General features: G+C 65.7%; 16 protein-coding genes. 1 reads left to right on the forward strand and 15 read right to left on the reverse strand.

The window, feature by feature from the left end; all coding sequences use genetic code 11:
- Positions 1-12: 12 nt before the first annotated feature.
- From KNJ79_RS20070 to KNJ79_RS20085, 4 genes are all read right to left on the reverse strand, one after another.
- Positions 13-186, reverse strand: a complete 174-nt coding sequence (locus tag KNJ79_RS20070; protein ID WP_015460458.1) for a hypothetical protein — start codon at positions 184-186, stop codon at positions 13-15.
- A 441-nt stretch (positions 187-627) separates the two neighbouring features.
- Positions 628-1,044 (reverse strand): single-stranded DNA-binding protein, encoded by a 417-nt coding sequence (locus KNJ79_RS20075; protein ID WP_317152332.1) that lies wholly within the window; start codon positions 1,042-1,044, stop codon positions 628-630.
- A gap of 677 nt (positions 1,045-1,721) precedes the next feature.
- Positions 1,722-2,417, reverse strand: coding sequence for a thermonuclease family protein (locus KNJ79_RS20080; protein WP_317152333.1), 696 nt, complete (start codon positions 2,415-2,417; stop codon positions 1,722-1,724).
- A gap of 50 nt (positions 2,418-2,467) precedes the next feature.
- Positions 2,468-3,406 (reverse strand): DUF2493 domain-containing protein, encoded by a 939-nt coding sequence (locus tag KNJ79_RS20085; protein WP_317152334.1) that lies wholly within the window; start codon positions 3,404-3,406, stop codon positions 2,468-2,470.
- A gap of 244 nt (positions 3,407-3,650) precedes the next feature.
- On the opposite strand from KNJ79_RS20085, the gene KNJ79_RS20090 reads away from it, so the two are divergent.
- Positions 3,651-4,700 (forward strand): IS110 family RNA-guided transposase, encoded by a 1,050-nt coding sequence (locus tag KNJ79_RS20090; RefSeq protein ID WP_317153965.1) that lies wholly within the window; start codon positions 3,651-3,653, stop codon positions 4,698-4,700.
- A gap of 463 nt (positions 4,701-5,163) precedes the next feature.
- Here KNJ79_RS20090 and KNJ79_RS20095 read toward each other — a convergent pair whose 3' ends face one another.
- The 11 genes from KNJ79_RS20095 to KNJ79_RS20145 all read right to left on the reverse strand — a co-directional run bounded on the left by KNJ79_RS20095 (position 5,164) and on the right by KNJ79_RS20145 (position 18,312).
- Positions 5,164-6,216: a DUF7146 domain-containing protein gene (locus KNJ79_RS20095; protein ID WP_317152335.1), complete on the reverse strand. Its 1,053-nt coding sequence runs from the start codon at positions 6,214-6,216 to the stop codon at positions 5,164-5,166.
- 14 nt (positions 6,217-6,230) lie between these two features.
- Positions 6,231-10,565, reverse strand: coding sequence for a strawberry notch-like NTP hydrolase domain-containing protein (locus KNJ79_RS20100; RefSeq protein ID WP_317152336.1), 4,335 nt, complete (start codon positions 10,563-10,565; stop codon positions 6,231-6,233).
- 217 nt (positions 10,566-10,782) lie between these two features.
- Positions 10,783-11,589: a DUF7007 domain-containing protein gene (locus tag KNJ79_RS20105; protein WP_317152337.1), complete on the reverse strand. Its 807-nt coding sequence runs from the start codon at positions 11,587-11,589 to the stop codon at positions 10,783-10,785.
- Complete coding sequence (locus KNJ79_RS20110) at positions 11,586-12,104, reverse strand: hypothetical protein (RefSeq protein WP_317152338.1); 519 nt, start codon at positions 12,102-12,104, stop codon at positions 11,586-11,588. Before KNJ79_RS20110 ends, KNJ79_RS20105 begins: the two co-directional genes overlap by 4 nt.
- Before the next feature lie 131 nt (positions 12,105-12,235).
- On the reverse strand, positions 12,236-12,430 hold the full coding sequence (locus KNJ79_RS20115) for a hypothetical protein (protein WP_317152339.1): 195 nt from the start codon (positions 12,428-12,430) through the stop codon (positions 12,236-12,238).
- An 89-nt stretch (positions 12,431-12,519) separates the two neighbouring features.
- Positions 12,520-13,275 (reverse strand): hypothetical protein, encoded by a 756-nt coding sequence (locus KNJ79_RS20120; protein ID WP_317152340.1) that lies wholly within the window; start codon positions 13,273-13,275, stop codon positions 12,520-12,522.
- Positions 13,276-13,343: 68 nt separating this feature from the next.
- On the reverse strand, positions 13,344-13,718 hold the full coding sequence (locus KNJ79_RS20125; RefSeq protein ID WP_317153966.1) for a DUF6915 family protein: 375 nt from the start codon (positions 13,716-13,718) through the stop codon (positions 13,344-13,346).
- A 10-nt stretch (positions 13,719-13,728) separates the two neighbouring features.
- Positions 13,729-14,199, reverse strand: coding sequence for a DUF6878 family protein (locus tag KNJ79_RS20130; RefSeq protein ID WP_317152341.1), 471 nt, complete (start codon positions 14,197-14,199; stop codon positions 13,729-13,731).
- 112 nt (positions 14,200-14,311) lie between these two features.
- Entirely contained in the window at positions 14,312-16,462 is a 2,151-nt protein-coding gene (locus tag KNJ79_RS20135; protein ID WP_317152342.1) for a ParB/RepB/Spo0J family partition protein, read from the reverse strand.
- Between the two features lie 225 nt (positions 16,463-16,687).
- Positions 16,688-17,074: a hypothetical protein gene (locus KNJ79_RS20140; protein ID WP_317152343.1), complete on the reverse strand. Its 387-nt coding sequence runs from the start codon at positions 17,072-17,074 to the stop codon at positions 16,688-16,690.
- Positions 17,071-18,312 carry a hypothetical protein gene (locus tag KNJ79_RS20145; protein ID WP_317152344.1) on the reverse strand — a complete coding sequence of 414 codons (1,242 nt, stop codon included), beginning with the start codon at positions 18,310-18,312 and terminating at the stop codon, positions 17,071-17,073. Before KNJ79_RS20145 ends, KNJ79_RS20140 begins: the two co-directional genes overlap by 4 nt.
- Positions 18,313-18,315: the final 3 nt, after the last annotated feature.

Genomic DNA, 18,315 nt, shown 5'->3' on the forward strand with positions numbered 1-18,315 from the left:
CCCGCATTCGCCTCACCAGGCGAAGGGATCAAACTCGCGAACGATGCTAGCCGAGTCGCCGTCCCATTCGCTGGCCGGCATCGCGCTGAAAAGACCGGCTTCGGTGCGGAACACGATGATATTGACCATGAGGCTGCGGGCGAGGCTCCAGGCATAGGCTGATACGGTTTTGAGCGACGTGGACATTTTTGGGCTCCTGTCTTTCGTCGCGGGGGCCATCCCCGCTCGACAGGCTCCCGAAGTGTCGGGCGCATGGCCGCAATCACCGCGCAGGCGCAGCCTGAAGGCCGCACGCGAAGCGTAGCGGACCCTTTACGGGTTGATGGCGTCAGGCCTTGGGCCGGACCAAGGAAAGAGCCAAATGAGAGCGGGGATGGCGCCGGCGGCGAAGCGAGCGTGATGTCCGTCCCGATAATCGTCGCTCTGCCTCGGATCTTCCGTCCATTTCTACGGTCTCGGCCGCGAGGTTGAACAGAGCGCTCCATTCGCGATCACCTCGGATCTCGCGCTGACCCCGGAGCCTCTGGAAGCATGTGATGGCGGTGTCAGCGTCGCGGCCCAAACCCCACGGGCGTCGGCACGAAAAAAGGCCCGGCGGATCGCTCCGCCGGGCCTGCTGCGTTCTGATCAGAACGGGATGTCATCGTCCGTGTCATAGCTGCCGCTGCCGGCGTCGCCGCCATTGTCCTGGGCGGGCCTGCCCCGACTGAGGAAGTCGATCGTCTCGGCAATGATCTCGCAGCCGTAGCGTTTCACCCCCTGCTGATCGTTCCATTCCGTGTAGTGGATGCGGCCGCGAACCAGAACCTTCATGCCCGTGGTGCAATGGGCCTGAACCGTCTTGCCGAGGCCGTTGAATGCGGTGATGCGGTGCCATTCGGTGTCCTGGAGGCGGCGGCCCTGGTCGTCGCGAAGCGCCTTGCCGTCCGCGTAGCGGGGACGCGAGGTCGCGAGGCGAAAGCTGGTGATGTTAGTTCCGCCCTGGGTGCTGCGGCTTTCCGGCTCAGCGCCGATGTTGCCGGCGAGGATGACGATGTTCTGCATGATGTATCTCCGTTGCTTCGAGTCCGAGGGACCGTCCCTCCGACGAAGCCCGGGTGAAGGCCGTCCAGAGCCGTCTGCATCGCCGCCCTCAGGCGGCGGCCTGACCCCATAGGCCCGGAGTGGTGCGGGCAGCCGCGCAGCGGCAACTCGGTCCGGCGCCGCCGGGGTTGCTGGCGGAAATGGAACGGACTTAGGGATTCGCCAGTCGGAGGGAACGAACCCTCGATCGACGCATGACGGTGATGACCGCGAACGAAGGCAGCTCTCGCACAGTGGCGCCAAGCCGAAAGGACGCCTCAATCGAAGAGACTAACCCGCTCCGACCTCGCGCACCCGACCGCCCAGACCTTTCGGCACATATCTTCGCAACTGGGGCCGCTGCTTCATCGCCGCCATACGCCATCACGCAGCGGCAGCCGCGACGGGGCAGACAACGCAACGGGCGTGAGGGTGGTGCGGACGCCTTTTCCACGAACTTGGACCTGGCAGCAGGGAGAAAACGCTATGACGCGGGATGCCAGACCCAGCACTGGGACCGAACTGCCCGTTCACGAACGGCGGGGATGTTGCGGTGCGCGTCCAACGTAACGGGACACTGTGATGGCTCTGGTCGGAACGCAGCAGGCTCGGCGGAGCGATCCGCCGGGCCTTCTTATCTGGCCGCGCCCGTGGATCGATCAGCGCGCTGCTGGACGCCAACCGGCACGACGGGCCTCCGCAAGCGAACAGAACCAGCGTTCGCCCCGCGCGGTGTCGATCCTGACGGCGGCATAGTCGCGTTGGCCGGGCGCGTGAACGATCCGGCTCCCGTCCGCACTGATGTTGCCCTTGAGCGCGCAACGGGGATTGGGCGGCGGTGATGGGGCCTCGCGCCGCGCAACCTCGCGCGAGCCGCGCCACTCCCATGGCGGCGTGACAGTCCCGGCCCAGACGCCGGCCCGGCGGCGATGGGCGCCCTGTTCGGCGGTGTGGTAGGCGCCGCTGCTGTAGCGCGGATAGTCAAGCGCCCAGCCATTCTCCACCAGCCATCCCCCTATATCGCGCCCGCGAGCAGCGCAGCGAGCGACAGGACGACCGCCCTGGTCACGATAGGCGGGAATGCAGCGAACGGAGGCGCCGCCGAGCCAGGTCCGCAGGGCCGCCTTGGCGCGCTGACCGCACGGCCATGACCGGCCTGCTGCATCAGCACAGGATTGATCCATCTCCGGGGCGTCGATCCCCAGAATCCGCACCCGTTCCCGGCCGAGATCGAACGTGTCGCCGTCGACCACGCTGGCCCGGCCCTCGATAGGCGGGGCCGCGTAGCTCGGAACCGGGAGGTCGAAGGATAACGCAGCGAAAAAGCCGGCAGTTATGTAACGCGAGATGTTCATGATCGAGGGACCATATCGCCCCATCGAGAGAATGCGAGGATGGGCGGCGCTTACGCGCCGCCCAGATGCCGGAAATCCCAGACCTTGATGCCGAGCGCCTTGGCCTTGTCGCGGATGTTCGACTGGATGCCGGTGCCCGGAAACACGATCAGTCCCTTGGGCATGGCGGCGAGCATCTCGTCATTGCGCTTGAACGGAGCGGCCTTGCCGAGTTTCCAGTCGGGCTTGATGGGGACGCTCGGCACGCCGCGCTGGTCCGCCCAGAGGACTGCGATATGTTCGCCGCCGCTTTCGGTCGCGCCATGGATCAGCACCATGTCGGGGAACTTGGCCCGGATCTTGTCGAGCGTCGACCAGATCAGCCGCGTATCGTTGAACGCCGGCCCAGACGAGATCGCGATGCGAACACCCTTGGGCATAAGCACCTGCTTGTCGGACCATTTGCGATCGTTGATGAAGTCCTTGCTCGCGATGACCGCCGAGGTGAGCGCCTTGCGATTGACCTTCGAACCCGACCGGGGAAGCCAGGGCTTCTTGGTGAAGCTGCGGTACTGGTCGGCGGCGGCATCGCGCAGATATTCGAACGTGTCGCGCCGCTCGATCATGGTCACGCCCTCGGCGATCGCGCGCTCCAGCTCGACCGAATTGACCTCCGAGCCGTCCTGTTCGCGCTGCATCCGCTTTTGCGCCACTTCGTTATCGTCCAGTTCGCGTTCGACCCGCTGGATGCCGTTGTGGAAGACGTTGACCAGCCCCCAGAGGATGTCTTCGAGGTCGGGTTCGATCCGGGTGTCGATCAGTGCCGAGACCATACTATCGAACATATCGGCCACTGCGCCATCGACGAGGCGGGATTCGGGCAGCGGACGCTGATCTGGTTCATCTTCGAAGGGACGATAGCCATAGAGCTGCATTTCCTCGAGCAGATAGGCTGTCTGGGATTGGGCGTGTTCGGGCTCGTCAGCGGGGATGTCGTTGCTGTCGTTCACGGGATGTCGCCTTTTCGTCTGGGAGCCGCGACCCTCGCGGCCTTCATGGCGACGAAAGGCGGCGGGCCGGACGGCGCGCACACCGCCAAGCGCCAAGCGTGCGCGCGTCCCTTTCGGGCGCGTGATGGCGGCCGGAGCAAAGCGGAGGACGGACAAAGGGGGCTATTTTGATGATGTGGACGCCCCACCCAGCCGGACATTTATGGCAGGCTGGGCAAAGTCTCTTTTCGAGCAGGAGCTTTGTATGTCTGCACTTCTTACGGTCGGGTTCGATATCGCAAAGAACGTCTTCCAAGCCCACGGCGTCGACTCGGATGGCAAGGTAGTAATTCGGAAGAAGATACGCCGCGATGAGGTGACGCCGTTCTTTGCTGACCTTCCACCTTGCCTGATCGGGATGGAGGCATGTGCAACCGCCCATCACTGGGCGCGGCAGCTCGAGGCGCTCGGGCATGAGGTGAGGCTTATGCCGCCGGTCTATGTGAAGCCGTACCTGAAGCGCGGGAAGAACGATGCCCTCGACGCCGAGGCGATCTGCGAGGCGGTGACGCGGCCGACGATGCGCTTCGTGCCGGTGAAGTCGGTCGAGCAGCAGGAGGCGTTGATGCTGCACAAGTCGCGGATGATGCTGGTCAAGCACCGCACCATGATCGTCAACGCGCTGAGAGCGCACATGGCCGAACTGGGCATCATCGTGCCCAAAGGGATCAAGCGGTTGCCCGAGTTGATCGAGCGCGTGCATGGCTCACGGTCGGCCGAGACGATCCCGGCCTATGCCCGTGCGGTCGTCGCGGTCCATGTCGGACAGCTCGAAGCGCTCGAAGAGCAGATCGCGACGCTCGATGCCGAGATGCTCGCCTGGCACCGGGCCAACGAGGACAGCCGCCGGCTCGCCACGATTCCCGGCATCGGCCTGGTGACCGCGACCGCGCTGGCCGCGACGATCGACGATGCCGCGCAGTTCGATTCCGGGCGCGCGATGGCGGCATGGCTCGGGCTGACGCCACGGCAGAACTCGTCCGGCAACAAGGAGCGGCTCGGCAGGATCACCAAGGCCGGCAACAAATACCTGCGCACGCTACTCGTCGTGGGTTCCACCGCGATCATCCGATCGGCGCGGATCAACTCCCCGGGCCGGCTGCTCGATTGGGTGCGCGGGCTGCTGGGAAAGAAGCCGGCAAGGCTCGTCACCGTGGCGCTGGCGAACAAGCTGGCGCGCATTGCCTGGGCGGTCCTCATGCGCAAGCGTGCCTTCAGCAACAGCATCGTGACGCCGGCGCCGGCCGCGATCTGATCGTCATTCGAGGCTCGGCCTCACAACAGTTCGGGAGGGGTGCACCAGAGAGTATGATGCAAGTCGGTCAATCCGTTGGATCAGGACAACCCGTTCGCGAGGCTGCGCCATATGAGCGCGTTTTTTTGATAGGGACCAGGATCCGCGGACTTCATCAGGGCCCGCGGCCAGATGCGCCGCCTCGCAGAGGCCGGACATATGGAAGCACCCGACCGTTTCTTGCTCCTGCTCGAAAAATGCATCTTCCCCCGATAGGGGCGTCCACATATGCCTCGCGATGCAAAGCGGCCGCTCGCGGGCGCGGCGGAAAATAGCCCCCGTCTGTCCGTTGTGCTCGCCGGACGCCCGCTGCTCCTGTCGCCCTCTATGAAGGCGTGGGCGCGGCCTTTTCAGCGAAAATGGCGCCTATGACGCGACACAGCTTCGCCGGTGACGACAAAGCTGAACTCCCGCTTCCCGGCCTTCAGCCGGACAGGAGAAGGTGACGCTCGGCATCTTCGTCCCGCAGTTGAGGGGCCAGATGCGCTCGCAGCCGATCCGCCCCCAGGCCATGCAGGTCCGAGTTGAAATCGTCGAGCATCGGCGCCAGCGGGATAGCCTCGATCCCGACCTCCGCAGCCCTGCGGGTCAACAGGGTTTCGGCGGCGGCTCCGGTGGAATCCGCGTCGCGGGCGATATAGAGGCGCCGAAGATCCGGCGGGAACCGGATGGCTGCAAGGTGGGCGCCCGACAGCCCCGCGATCGCTGGCAATGCAGGCATGATCGTGCGGAGCGATAGCATTGTCTCGATGCCTTCGCCGGCGACGATCACCGCGCCAGCGCGCCCGAAGCGAACGCCGTGGCCGAGCAGATGGCCCATCGCGCGGCGTGGATAGGCGACCGGCGCTTTATCGATCGTCGTGGGATCGAGCCAGGTGCGATGCACGCCTGTGATCGCGCCGGCCAGATTGGTGACAAGAGCGATCATCGCCGGCCAGGCCCGACGGGTGCCGGGAGGATCCTTCCGGGATGGCCGATAGTAGCAGCGCGGATGGAAGCGCAGCGGATCGCCCGCTTGCAGCGGTCCGATGCTCCGCCCTGCAAGATAGTCCGTGACAAGGGTGCCGCCAACGGGTTGGGAAGCAGCCGCCAGACGCTGAGCTGCCTCCGGCGTGCCGGACGGCGTTTTGCGCTCCCGCCGGGACCCGGCGCCCTCATGCCGGGGCGATGGCTGCGGCAGGCTGAGAAAACGCCGGGCTTCCTCCAGCGTATCGCGTAGCCGCGCATGGCCTCCCGCAATGGTGATGATATCGAGCAGATCGCCATGGTCGCCGGTTGCGGCATCAGTCCATTTACCGGCCGCCCCTCCATCGGGAGAGGCGACCAAACGGACATAGAGGCTGCGTCCGGGCGTGTTGCGGGCATCGCCCACCAGCCAGTACCGGCCTTCGCGATGTCCTTTCGACAGATAGCGGCGACAGACACTCTCGGCATTATCGGCGAGGCGCTGCGATATCTCGGTGGCGGAGTCCTTCATCTCACATCCCTCCGTCACGCCGCATGGCGCTCGCCGACCCGCTGAAGCGGATACCGCTCCAGCAGTCGGGCGAGCACGGTCCGGCCGTCGCTTCCGGTCGGAACGAACAGCCGCAGCTTCCAGGAGATGATCTCCGAGATCAGCCCCATCGCCTTCAGCCGGTCGCGCATTGTGTCGGTGAAGCCGTCCAGTTCGATCCGATTCACGCCCATGACACGCACCCGTCGAAGCTGGAGCCCTTCGGCAAGATCGAGGATGGCCTGACCATCCATCAGCGCCGTGAACGCCGCATCGGGCGCGAGCACCGGACCACTGTCGTTCGCGGTGGCGGTCGCCGCCCAGGCAGGCGACACACGGCGCCCGACGATCCGCTCGCCATCGTCGGTCTGGAGCCGATAGACGCGCGTGGATTCCTGCGGCAGTCGCTTCCAGATCGGCAGCAAAAGCCCGGCGACAATGTGCATGGTGCTGGTCGCAAACTCCGGCACATCGGCAAGTTCCGCCTCCCATGCCCGCTCGAACTCGCCTCGATCGGCTTCGCGCCATTGGGTTTCCGCCATGGTGGCAAGCGGCATCGGCGTCGACTCCATCGGCCGGACGAGCCGGATGCGCGCCTCTATGCTCCCGTCATCAAGTTGCAGACCGCGCGTCGGTATCTGCACCGCAGCACGCCCTGACTGGGCGTTGACCAGCAACCGGGCGCGGCGATCACGCAGGTGGTCGAGCGCTTCGTCAAGCGTCACCGGCCTGTTGCAGTCCTTGCGTTCGATGGTCAGCAATCGCGTCTCCGCTTTCGTGCCCGGATGGGTATAGATGGTGGCGCGATCGACGATCTTGAAGCTCTCGGCCTGGAGCGTCTCCAGTCCCAGCTCATAGGTTCCGCTCGCGATCGCCCCCTCGATGCGGGCGGTCAGCAGATCCTCGAATCGCGTGAACAAGATGTTCTGGAGATCGATGGTGAGCGCGAGCATCCGGTTGAGGAAGGTGGTGATCGGGGGCAGTTCGTCCCGAAGACCGCCCTCGTCGCCGAGCGTCAGGCCGGTCGCGGCCTCGAACTCGCCGAGCGAGCAGCCGTCGACCTTCCCCGCATGGATCAGCCGGTAGAGCTGGCGCAGCGCGTCGCGCGCATACCAGGATTCCAGATTGTCTTCCGGCCGGAACAGGCCCTGACCTCCGGTCTGGCGCTGGCCGCGCGTGATGGCGCCCAGAGAATCGAGCCGCCGGGCGATGGTCGAGATGAAGCGCTTCTGCGCCTTCACGTCGGTTGTCACCGGCCGGAACAGCGGCGGCTGCCTCTGGTTGGTGCGGTTCGAGCGCCCGAACCCCTGGATCGCATTGTCGGCCTTCCAGCCCGCTTCGAGCAGATAATGGACGCGCAGGCGCTGGTTCTTAGCTCCGAGGTCGGCATGATAGCTCCGCCCGGTGCCGCCCGCGTCGGAGAAGATCAGGATGCGCTTGGCGTCGCTCTGGAAGGCGTCGGTTTCGGCGATATTGGCCGAGCCCGGCCGGCTTTCGACCACGAAACGGTCGATCCCGTCTGAGCCGCGCCGCTTGACGATCCGCCGCGAGCGCCCTGTCACCTCGGCCACCAAGTCTGTGCCGAAGTGATGGATGACCTGATCGAGCGCGGCCGGCACCGGCGCCAGCGATGCAAGCCGCTCGATCATCCGGTCGCGGCGTTCGATGGCCTCGCGCGAGATCACCGGATTGCCATCCTTGTCGGTGACCGGCCGTGACGAGAGATTGCCTTCGCTGTCGGTGAACGGCTCATAGAGCTGCACCGGAAAGCTGTGCTCGAGGTACGACAGCACATACTCGCGCGGGGTCACGTCCACGCGGACATCATCCCATTCCTCGGTCGGGATGTCGGCGAGGCGGCGTTCCTGCAGGGCTTCGCCGGTCGAGACGATCTGGATCACGGCGGCGTGCCCGGCTTCGAGGTCTCGCTCGATGCTGGCGATCATCGTCGGGGTCTGCATCGCGGTGATGAGATGGTTGAAGAAGCGCTGCTTGGCGGACTCGAACGCACTGCGCGCGGCCGACTTCGCCTGACTGTTGAGGTTGCTGCCGGCGGCGCGCATCGCCGCGTCGAGATTGTTGTGAACGATCTGAAACGCCCCGGCATAGGCGTCGTAGATCGCGACCTGGGCCTCGGTCAGCTGATGCTCGAGCATGTCATATTCAACGCCGTCGAAGCTCAGCGAACGTGCCGAGTAGAGCCCGAGCGCCTTGAGATCGCGGGCGAGCACCTCCATTGCCGCGACCCCGCCATTCTCGACCGCGCCGATGAACTCGCCGCGCGTCGCGAACGGAAAATCCTCGCCGCCCCACAGGCCGAGGCGTTGGGCATAGGCGAGGTTCTGCACGGTGGTCGCGCCGGTCGCCGAGACATAGACGACGCGCGCGTCGGGCAGCGCGTGCTGGAGCCGGAGCCCGGCCCGGCCCTGCTGCGACGGCGCCTGGTCGCCGCGTTCGCTCTTGCCGCCGGCGGCATTGGCCATTGCGTGGGATTCGTCGAACACGATCACCCCGTCGAAGTCGGCGCCGAGCCAGTCGACGATCTGCTGAACGCGGCTCGCCTTCTCACCGCGATCCTGCGAGCGCAACGTCGCATAGGTGACGAACAGGATGCCTTCGTCGAGCGTGATCGGCGTGCCCTGGCGGTAGCGCGAGAGCGGTGTCACCAGCAGACGCTCCTGCCCGAGCGCCTCCCAGTCGCGCATCGCGTCTTGGTGCAAGGTCTCGGAACGGCTCACCCAGACTGCACGGCGGCGGCCTTTCAGCCAGTTGTCGAGGATGATGCCCGCGACCTGCCGGCCTTTTCCCGCGCCGGTGCCGTCCCCCAGCATCCAGCCCCGCCGGAAGCGCACGGCGGTCTCCGCATCGTCCGGCGCCGCGGTGACGACGTCCCAGGTCTTGTCGACGGTCCACGCGCCCGCGAGATGCTCGCCATGCGCTTCGCCCGAGAGGATGATGGATTCGAGCTGGGCGTCGGAGAGGATGCCGTCATCGACCAGATGCGCCGGAAGCGACGGCCGGTAGCTGGGCACCGGCGGCGGGACCGACGCCATCGACGCCGATTGGACCAGCTGGGTCGGATGCGGTCTGGCGCCAGGGATGCGGATCGACTGGAGCGCATAGGGCTCGTAGATCGCATCGGTCAGATGGCCATGACCCGGCACAGCTTCGGTGCAGGGCGCATAGGCCAGCTCGACGCCCTCGGTGACGGGCGATGGGACCACAGGCCGGGCGGCAGCGGCGCGACGCCCCGGACGAGCAGCGATCGCCTGAACCGCGAGCGGCGCGCTGGGCGGCGGCGCATCGGGCGCGGGCGTGCGCGGCGGCACCTGAGCCAGCACCCAGTCGAGCAGCGTCGCCGTATCGGGAGCAACGCCGGAAGCCTCGGGGAATCGGCGCGGATCGTCGGCAGGCGTCCGATCGATGACGGTCAACCGCGTATCGATCGTGGTGCCATGCTTGCGATAGACGCGCCCGTCGATCGCCGCCGAGAACAGGACGCGGCCACGCTCCTGGAGTGCGACAAACGCATTGGTGAAGGCGGGATTGTCGGGCGCGCAGGACGCGCCGGTGATGACGACGAGGCGGCCGCCGGGCCGTAGCCGGGCCAGCGCCGAGCCGATATGGCGCAGCGCCGCATCCTTCATCCGCGCATCGACATGGGCGATCGCGGAGAATGGCGGGTTCATCACCACCACGTCCGGCACGGCGGCGGGATCGAGATAGTCGTGGATATGGGCGGCATCGTGCGCGGTGACGCCGGCCTGCGGGAATAGCAGGTCGAGCAGCGCGGCGCGGGTCTCGGCCAGCTCGTTGAGCATGAGGCGGCTGCCGGCGATCTCGGCCTGGATCGCGAGCAGGCCGGTGCCCGCCGAGGGTTCGAGCACGCGCTCGCCCGGCTGGAAGCCAGCGGCGACGCCGGCGACATAGGCGAGCCCGGCGGGCGTCGAGAATTGCTGGAGCGCCTGGCTGGTTTCCGAGCGGCGGGTATGCGTCGGCATCAGCCCCGCGATCTTCTCGATCAGCGCCAGACGTGCTTGCGGATCGGCGTATTTGCGGAACAGCGTATTGGCGTATTTCCGCAGGAACAGGATCTGGGCGGCCTCGCAGGCGTCATAGGCCGCCTTCCAATCCCACAGCCCTTCGGCGTCGGACCCGCCGAACGCGGTTTCCATCGCGCCGCGCAGCGCGGGCGCATCGACGGGACGGCCACTTTCGAGGTGAGGCAGGATGAGCTGTGCGGCAGCAAGCAGCTTCCCGGCGGTGTCGGCGAAATGGCGCGCAGCGCCAAGCGGCACGGCAGCGAGCGCCGTGGAACGGGTGAAGGTCATGGGGGAATCTCCGGAAGAGGTACGGGATCGCGAGCCGGCGGACCCTCTCTCTCAACCCGCCAGGCTCACCCCGTTCCGGCCTTCCTCTTCCTCTCCGAGATCACGGGTTCCCAACAATGCGGACTGCGTATCCTGGGCCAGTCCGATCGGATCGATACGAGACTCTGACATGCGAACAAAAAAATGGGCGACCCCATGACGGGGCCGCCCGGATTGATCAGACTTCCAGATGCCGGGCCTCGTCGATTACGAACCCGAAGCGCCCGGCGACATACTCATCGGATGGAACGAGGAAGCGCCGCTCATCACCATGATCGCGGCGACCGCCGATCCGCGCGATGCAATCCGTCATTTTGGGATGCTCGGTTGACCGGATCGCCGACACGACCACCCAGTCGTGCCGGTGTTTCTCGCCAAAAAGCCGCCGATCATTTTCCACGGCTTCACCCGGCGCCAGGAAACGATCATGGATCGCCTCCCAGCAATTTGGGTAATAGTCGCGCAGGGTCTTCTCTGCATGACGCCGTTCATAGGCGGTGAAGAGATCGGGGAATCCCGTCGCGACCTTCGCCCATTCGGCATCTTCTTCATACCAGCCACCGGCAACCCTTATGGCTGCGGGCATCCTCGCGTTATGCGCGCGATCGAGCTTGAAGCCTCCGTGGCTGGCAGTGGAATGGAAGACGACTCCATCGGCGTAGATCTCGCTGGACTGGGATTGGCCCCAGGGCGTCGCGACCTTTCCGTTACCGCGTTTGCGATCAAGCAGCAGCAATTCCTCCCTGTGCTGGACCAGTTCGGCGATTAGGTCATGGAACCCCAGCGCATCCGCGACGACGGCGATTGCGCCATGGAAATCATCGCGCCGCCATTCGCTCATCGGCTTGCGGAGCCGCCAGCGGTTGGCGACCCGCAGGCCGCTCGGACCTGGAATGGCGGCGTAGGCGGTGTCGTCGACAAGCGCGGCGAGATCGCCATCGACGGTGCGGCCATAGGTGGCCGGCACCAAAGGCGCCGGGTTCATGCCGCCCTCCTGAGGGTCGAGACGACGGGTTCATCCTCGACAAGCTGAAGCACGAGATTGGAATAGCGGTTTCGCGACGCCCAGCTTTCGGCGTCCGCCATATTGGCGGCAAGATGCTTGAGCTCGTCCTTGCCGTTCCAGCGGGTGAGAACCCGCACCATGCCCGGCTGCGGCAATTCGAGAACTTCGAAGCGAAGGTCGGTCGTGACCATATAGTGTCGACGTACGACAAGGACCGGCGTGATGCCGGACATGAAGGTGCCCTCGTGGAGCACGAAGCTTGCCGAGTAGGTCCTGTCGCCCATAGCCGCCGAAGGTGATTTCTCCACGAGGCGGCCGGTGCTATTGCGGGTCTGCCAATCCCGTAGCTTGCGGGTGTGCCGGGCCGGCGGCTGCGGGGCGCCATCGAAATAGCGCAGGACGGCCCCGAGGGGCGCCGCTGCGTGAACCGCTTCGCCATCAAGAATGATGGAGGTCGCACCCGCAGCAGGGGCGTTGCCGGTTCTTTCGGTCATGTAAGGTCTCCAGGAGAGCAGCGAGGAAACGAGCCGCCGACCGCTCTCTCTCAAGCCGGCCGGCTCACCCGCTTCCCCGCCACCCTCTCACTCTGGCCGCCGGCCCGGAGACGCAGCCGACGGCAGTCCGATCACTCCCGCAGCGATCCCGCGGCTATGTCAGCCAACCACTCCAAGGCTTCTTCCACGTCTGCGTCATCCTCTTCGACAAGACGCGCGAGGGCGATCGCGCCGTTGCGGCCTAATTGGCCGAGGCGCTGCAGGAGGGTGAGCAACACAGGCGCAAGCGCCTCCGGGTCGGCCGTTTCGATGTCGGAAATCTTCATGGGTCAGTCTCCATTGTTTGGAAGGAAAAGGCCCGAGCGCAAAGCGCCCGGGCTTTGATCGCTGGCAGTCACCCGCCGGCCTGCGCCGTTCAACGGGCAGCGAGTTTGCGCTCGGCCGCGAGAGAAATCGCTCGCGTCGCGGCCTTGAAGGCGGCGGCTCCCTCTTCATGGGAGAGGTCGCTCGCCGCCTTCACATCAAGGGATGCCTGACGGATATCGGCGTTGCTCACATCGGCGATTTGGAGACCATCCGGCGCTTCCGACTCGAAGACCACGTCCACGGTCGCGCGGACATGCTCCTCGCAGAGGCGAAGCAGGACGTGCGAGCCGAGCCCCGGCTCGACGCCGAGCGGCCCATATTCCGCGATGCCGAGCATTTCATCGAGCATGGACTCGGTGCTGCGCACCATGATGTCGTCGGCCGTGATCAGTACGGCCATGCCGCCGAAGCCATCTGGTCGCATCTTCGTGCACGTCCAGGCGGACATCGCAGAGACATAAGGAAGTGCCGGCGACCGCCGGACGATGCTCTGGAAAAAGCCCTCCCAGCCGGAAACCGACAGGTCCAGTTGGAGATAGGCGTCATCCTCGCCGAGTTCGGCCAGGCCGGCCCTGACGACGTCAGCAGCCGTGCTTTCAACATCGCCGGACGAGGCAAGCGCGGCGCGGACCTCGTCCACGGGATAAGCGGGCATGTCGTTGGCGCCCTGTTCGGCATAGAAGTAGAGGCCATCGCCATCGGCATCGCTGCTGAAGACGCCCGAGAGGATCAATCGTTCGAGCGGCGTCATCGCGCTCAGCGGAATGGTGGGCTGAACCACCGTGGAACAGAAATAATCAGCCATATCGGATCTCCGAAAACACGAAAGCCCGGCGCGTGGCCGGGCTTTCGGGAAAAAGAATGAGGGTTGGATCAGGACGCTGGCGGGTTTTCGATCGCGAAAGGGTCCACCAGCTTGTGGATCGGCTGCGCGCGGCCCATCCAGGGTTGCGGACGGATGCAGCGAACCCAGTCCGCGAAGCTCGGTATGAAGCCGAGATCTTCCAGGATATGTTGTTCGCCGATCAGTCGGACGGGAACGACCCGCCCGCTTGAGACGGTGATAGTTGCGCCGAAAAAACGCTCGAGCATGAAAATGCCCTCGGCGTGATGGCGCAGCGCGCGGTGGCGGAAGTCAGCGGTGATCGCCTTGGACTCGTCGAACCACTGATGCAGTGGAAGATAATCCTCGGCTGAGCCGCCCCATTTCCGCACGGACGAGAGCGCGTGATGATAGCAATGGCCCATCATCGTCTCCCTACAGTTCGTAATAATGGTTTTCGGATCGTTCGATCCGATAGTTGAAGTCGAAGACGACTGTCCCAGCGGGGACGTCGAAGGTGAACTCGCCAAAGCCACCTTCATTATTCTCCCAGCCGCCATGTTTGCTTTCGAGGAGGTCGTAACACATCGCCTCGATCGCATCCGGGAGCGGGACCGTTACATGCCGGACCTCCTCGTCGTGAAATTCACAGCGAGCGAGCTCGACAGATGTATCGGGCAGGTCAGCACTGCTTTCACCGGAACGTGCGTCAATCTCTTCGATCTGGCCGCTGTCACCGCCGCCGTCGAACCGCACGGTGACAAGGCTGATGCCAGATCTTGCCAGAACAGACAGGACGGCAGCCTTATTGGCCGGAAAAATCTCGCTCGCTCGTTTCTCATATTCCGCCTGGCGCGCCAGGAAGGCGGTCATGTCGAAAGCGGGAATCAAAGGCGTATTGCTCATTGTCGATCTCCGAAAATGAAAAAAGCCCGGCGCGTGGCCCGGCCGAGAATGGGGATGTGATAAAGACGGTGCGGGACGAGGCAGCGACTGCCGACCCGTCCCGCACCAGCATTCAGGCGGCGATATCGTATTCGTCGTCGCCCTCCTCGTCGTTGGCCGCTTCCTGCTCGGCGGAGGTGTCATCCCCGTCGAGGAAGGCCGGCAGCGCGTCCGCCTCATCCGTCAGCGGCAGCGGCTCCTCGATCACCGGGGTCCGCAGCGGCTCGGGGAGCCAGTCCGCATCGGCCAGCAGGCGTTCGGCTTCGCGCGCCATGTCGCCCTTTTTCAGATGGTCGATCAGCCCGGCGGTCTGCGGCCCCTTCGCCTCGGCGACCGCCTCAAGGATGCGCGGCTTCGCGACGCGGTTGAGGTAGTTGTCGAAGGTGGGACGCCAGCCTGCACCGATCATGTCGAGACCCACGGCGCGGGCCAGCACATTGGCATGGTCGATCCGGCGGGCGACGCAGCGGGCGGAAACACGGCCACCGCCATGCTTGGGGACCGGCTCCCACTGTGCGTTCACCGAATAGGCGGCGCAATGTGCGAACAGACTGGCCTGTTCGCCGCCGTCGAGCTGCTGAAGCGCGTCCCAGACATCCTTGTCGGCCTGGGGAAGCCGCTCCTTCCAGCGGGCGTGACGCTCCTGGATGGATGCCGCCGACGGGCTATTCCGCAGGTCCGCGCCCTGGAACGGCATGGTGACGCGGTTGACGCCCAGTTCCATGCAACTTTCGGTGCGGCCCACGTAGAAGACCGAGAGCACCATGGCGTGCAGCACGGCGGCGAACGCGACCGAAGGCGACTGCGCGAAGGCATCCTGAAGCGCCAGCGTGCGAGCTGCGGTCAGTTCGGCGACGAGTCGGTCCGGGAGCGGCTTGATGACCTCGCCGTCGTCATCGTCATCATTCGGCGTCGGCGCGGACGGGGCCGTGCGGACCTCGGGATCAGCCGCTTCCCCGCCGACCGCATCGGGCCTGTCGTTCGATCCGGCATCGGGCGCCTCATCGGCGCCGTCGTCTGCATCTTCCGCCTCCGGCTCATCCTCGGCACGGACATAGCCGCGATCGATATAGAGCGTGCCATCGTCCTCGAGACCGATGAACACACCGGCATTGTCGATCTCGACAGGATCGAAAACGCGGTTGCCTTGGGCGAGGACGCCCAGCTCGGCGTCGATGGCGGAGACGCGCAGCTCCACGTCAGCCGGGATGTCCGGCTTGCCGTCCCATTCGGCCTCAAGCGCATCGGCTTCGGCCCGCAGGGCGACGATCCGCGCTTCCTGCGCCTCGGTCAGCGGCTGCACCTGGCTGGCGATGGCACGGCAGTCCTCGTCATAGCCATAGGGCAGATCGACCAGCGCCTCGACCCACTTCCAGCCTTCGGCCATGATCGTGTCGGCTTCCGCCCGCAGCTTCTCGTCGACCAGGCGATCGAGCAGTGCCGGATCGGAGAGCCAGCCGCCATCGTCGGGTTCGAACAGGTCACGGATCGGACCGGCGCCGCCGGCGGCGATATAGGCGTCAAGCCCGATGAAGCGGACGCGCTTGTCCGAGACCTCGACCTTGTCCTCCAGCAGCTTGGACTTGATGAACCAGGGTGACTTGTTGCTGCTATGCGCGAGCTGGCCCCACAGATCTTCCTGGCGCTGGTGATCGTCGCTGACCGTGAACGCCATAAGCTGGTCGAGGGTCATGTCGCCTTCGGCATAGCATTCGTGCAGGGCGGGCGAGACCGAGGCAAGCTTGAGGCGCTGGCGCACGACGGCGGGCGTGACGCGGAAGTGGGCGGCGATCGCCTCCTCCTGCTCGCCCTTGTCGAACAGGGTCTTCATCGCCCGGAACTCGTCGAGCGGGTGGAGCGGCTCGCGCTCGCTGTTCTCGGCGAGCGAATCCTCTTCGGCCAGGACCGGATCGTTCGCCGCCTTGACCACGCAGGGAACCGGCGCGTCCTTGGCGAGCCGCTTGCGCTTCACCAGGATCGCCAGCGCGCTGTAGCGGCGGCCACCGGCGGGGATCTCGAACATGCCGGTTTCCTCGCCGGCCTCGTCGAGCACAGGCCGGACGTTGAGGCCGGTGAGAAGGCCGCGACGTTCGATATCATTGGCCAGATGCTCGATGGTCACGCCATGCTTCACGCGGCGGATGTTCGATTGCGAGAGGACCAGCTTGTCGAACGGAATGTTCTGGGACTGGTTGAGGGTGATCTTCGATGGGGCTTTTGCCATGACACGTCTCCATGACGGGCGGCCGGAAGACTCTCTCCCAGCCTCCAACCCGTCACGAAAACCAGAGCCTCCCTCTCACTCTATGTTTCGGCTCATGAGGGAGGTGGCAGGCGGTCCCGCGCGGCCCATGCGGATTTGATGATCCACTCAGATGCGTATCGACGGATTTACGGAATTACGGAGAGGTCGGTTGAACCCGCCGACCGGAATCGCTTTCGAGATTGGTCAGCGATATTCCTCGGGCAGATCGTCCGCATCACCGCGCCACACGATCTTATCGCCCTCATAGATCGTCACGAAGCCGCCGCGTCGGGGTATCTCCACAGGCGGCAACGGCTTGGCCGCGAAGTTGAGGCAGGAGAACTCTGCGACCGTCGCCGAGAAGGCGAGCGGCTTGCCAGGGGCCATGAGCACCCGGTCGCAGGCGCCGCTGGGCCGCTTCACGCGGCGGCGCGACAAGCCGAGCCGGAAATACTTATAGTCGCGCTCCTCCCGCTCGGACGGCGGCGACCAATGCCGGCACCATCGGCAGGTCCGAATGGTCGCCGGAGGATCGTCGTCGTCGAGCGGAGGACCGTTGTTGTGCCCCGCGCCGGGCGGCCGCCCGCTCACGGCCAGCGCTCCTCGAGCCAGCCCCGGACCTGCTGGCGCATGATACCGATCGGGCCGTTGATCTCGGTGATCCGCGCGTCGGGGGCGACGCAGCGCAGGTCGCGGAAACCGTCGAGGAAGGCCCGCATCACCCCGATGTAGAGATGCCCGCCGGCGAGCGCGACGTCGGTGAATGGCCGCGTGCCATGGTTTGAAAGCGAGGCGATCTGGCAACCGGGAGAATCGCCATAGGTGTCGGGCTTGCGCGCCGACGGCGGACGCGGCCAACGTCGGTTCATGCCGCCCGCGATCATGCGCTGGGCAAGGTCCGGGGTCAGGCGGGCGTCATAATCCTCGACCGGCGATCGGGAATCGAGAAAGCCGTAGCGGGCTGAGAGCACCGCGACCTTGATCCGCATCCGGTCTGGGCAGACCGCGCGGACAGTCTGCCAGAGCGGCCCGTCATAGCGGTCGACCGCGTCGATCCAGCCGGCATCGCGCCGCTTGGTCGCCGAGCAGGCGAGGATCAGCAGCCGGTGGGGCTCGGCCGGTGCTCCGTCTTCGGTTCGGGGAAGAGGTCGTTCGACCAGGCGCGCCGTGACGGGCCGGTCTTCCGCGGCCTGGGCGAGCCGCTCGATCAGCGCGAGATCGTCGCTGGAGCAGACCCCGCGCACATCGAAGGTGACTGCGGGCTCCCCACCCGGATCGACAAACCGATCGACAAACAGGATGCCCTTGCCGAGATTGCCGCAGAACAGCAGCGTGTCGGCATCGCCAGGCACGCCGCTCGGACTGAGCTTGCGCCGTCCGATCTGGCGGAACGCTTCGGCGAAGGTGGTTGGGGTCATTGTTGTCCGGGGCTGGACACGGGCGTGGAAGCGCCAGCCCGGCCGCGCGATGTCGAGCTTGCCCACCTCGATCTGGTGCAGGAAGTCGGCGAAGCTGTAGGGATCGGCCGGATAAGGGCATTCCCGCCAGAGCGCACGGATCGTGCGTCGGCGCTCGGCGGGCAAGGCGAACAGCCGAGCGCGGGCCTTCCGCCAAACGGCCGCTCGCTCATCACGGCGGTCCTGCTGCTGGCGGGGCCACCATTCGGCACGCCGCGCCATTTCCTCCTCGACGCTGTGTTGTCCCGCCGCGACCATGTGGGCGAACAGCGGCAGCGCCTCGCGCTCGCGGCGTTGCTTGGTGAGAAACGCCGCGCGTTTGCGCGACGTTTCTTGATACTGCGTGGGCCGGGGCCATTTGCGGAAGCGCATGGG

Source organism: Sphingopyxis indica (genome assembly GCF_032879645.1).
In the GTDB taxonomy this organism is placed as follows: Bacteria; Pseudomonadota; Alphaproteobacteria; order Sphingomonadales; family Sphingomonadaceae; genus Sphingopyxis; species Sphingopyxis indica.

What these genes read in the sequence shown, in the direction of transcription:
- KNJ79_RS20070 (WP_015460458.1), bottom strand. Translation starts at nt 186, where the DNA reads ATGTCCACGTCGCTCAAAACCGTATCAGCCTATGCCTGGAGCCTCGCC.
- KNJ79_RS20075 (WP_317152332.1), bottom strand. Translation starts at nt 1,044, where the DNA reads ATGCAGAACATCGTCATCCTCGCCGGCAACATCGGCGCTGAGCCGGAA.
- KNJ79_RS20080 (WP_317152333.1), bottom strand. Translation starts at nt 2,417, where the DNA reads ATGAACATCTCGCGTTACATAACTGCCGGCTTTTTCGCTGCGTTATCC.
- KNJ79_RS20090 (WP_317153965.1), top strand. Translation starts at nt 3,651, where the DNA reads ATGTCTGCACTTCTTACGGTCGGGTTCGATATCGCAAAGAACGTCTTC.
- KNJ79_RS20095 (WP_317152335.1), bottom strand. Translation starts at nt 6,216, where the DNA reads ATGAAGGACTCCGCCACCGAGATATCGCAGCGCCTCGCCGATAATGCC.
- KNJ79_RS20100 (WP_317152336.1), bottom strand. Translation starts at nt 10,565, where the DNA reads ATGACCTTCACCCGTTCCACGGCGCTCGCTGCCGTGCCGCTTGGCGCT.
- KNJ79_RS20105 (WP_317152337.1), bottom strand. Translation starts at nt 11,589, where the DNA reads ATGAACCCGGCGCCTTTGGTGCCGGCCACCTATGGCCGCACCGTCGAT.
- KNJ79_RS20110 (WP_317152338.1), bottom strand. Translation starts at nt 12,104, where the DNA reads ATGACCGAAAGAACCGGCAACGCCCCTGCTGCGGGTGCGACCTCCATC.
- KNJ79_RS20115 (WP_317152339.1), bottom strand. Translation starts at nt 12,430, where the DNA reads ATGAAGATTTCCGACATCGAAACGGCCGACCCGGAGGCGCTTGCGCCT.
- KNJ79_RS20120 (WP_317152340.1), bottom strand. Translation starts at nt 13,275, where the DNA reads ATGGCTGATTATTTCTGTTCCACGGTGGTTCAGCCCACCATTCCGCTG.
- KNJ79_RS20125 (WP_317153966.1), bottom strand. Translation starts at nt 13,718, where the DNA reads ATGGGCCATTGCTATCATCACGCGCTCTCGTCCGTGCGGAAATGGGGC.
- KNJ79_RS20130 (WP_317152341.1), bottom strand. Translation starts at nt 14,199, where the DNA reads ATGAGCAATACGCCTTTGATTCCCGCTTTCGACATGACCGCCTTCCTG.
- KNJ79_RS20135 (WP_317152342.1), bottom strand. Translation starts at nt 16,462, where the DNA reads ATGGCAAAAGCCCCATCGAAGATCACCCTCAACCAGTCCCAGAACATT.
- KNJ79_RS20145 (WP_317152344.1), bottom strand. Translation starts at nt 18,312, where the DNA reads ATGCGCTTCCGCAAATGGCCCCGGCCCACGCAGTATCAAGAAACGTCG.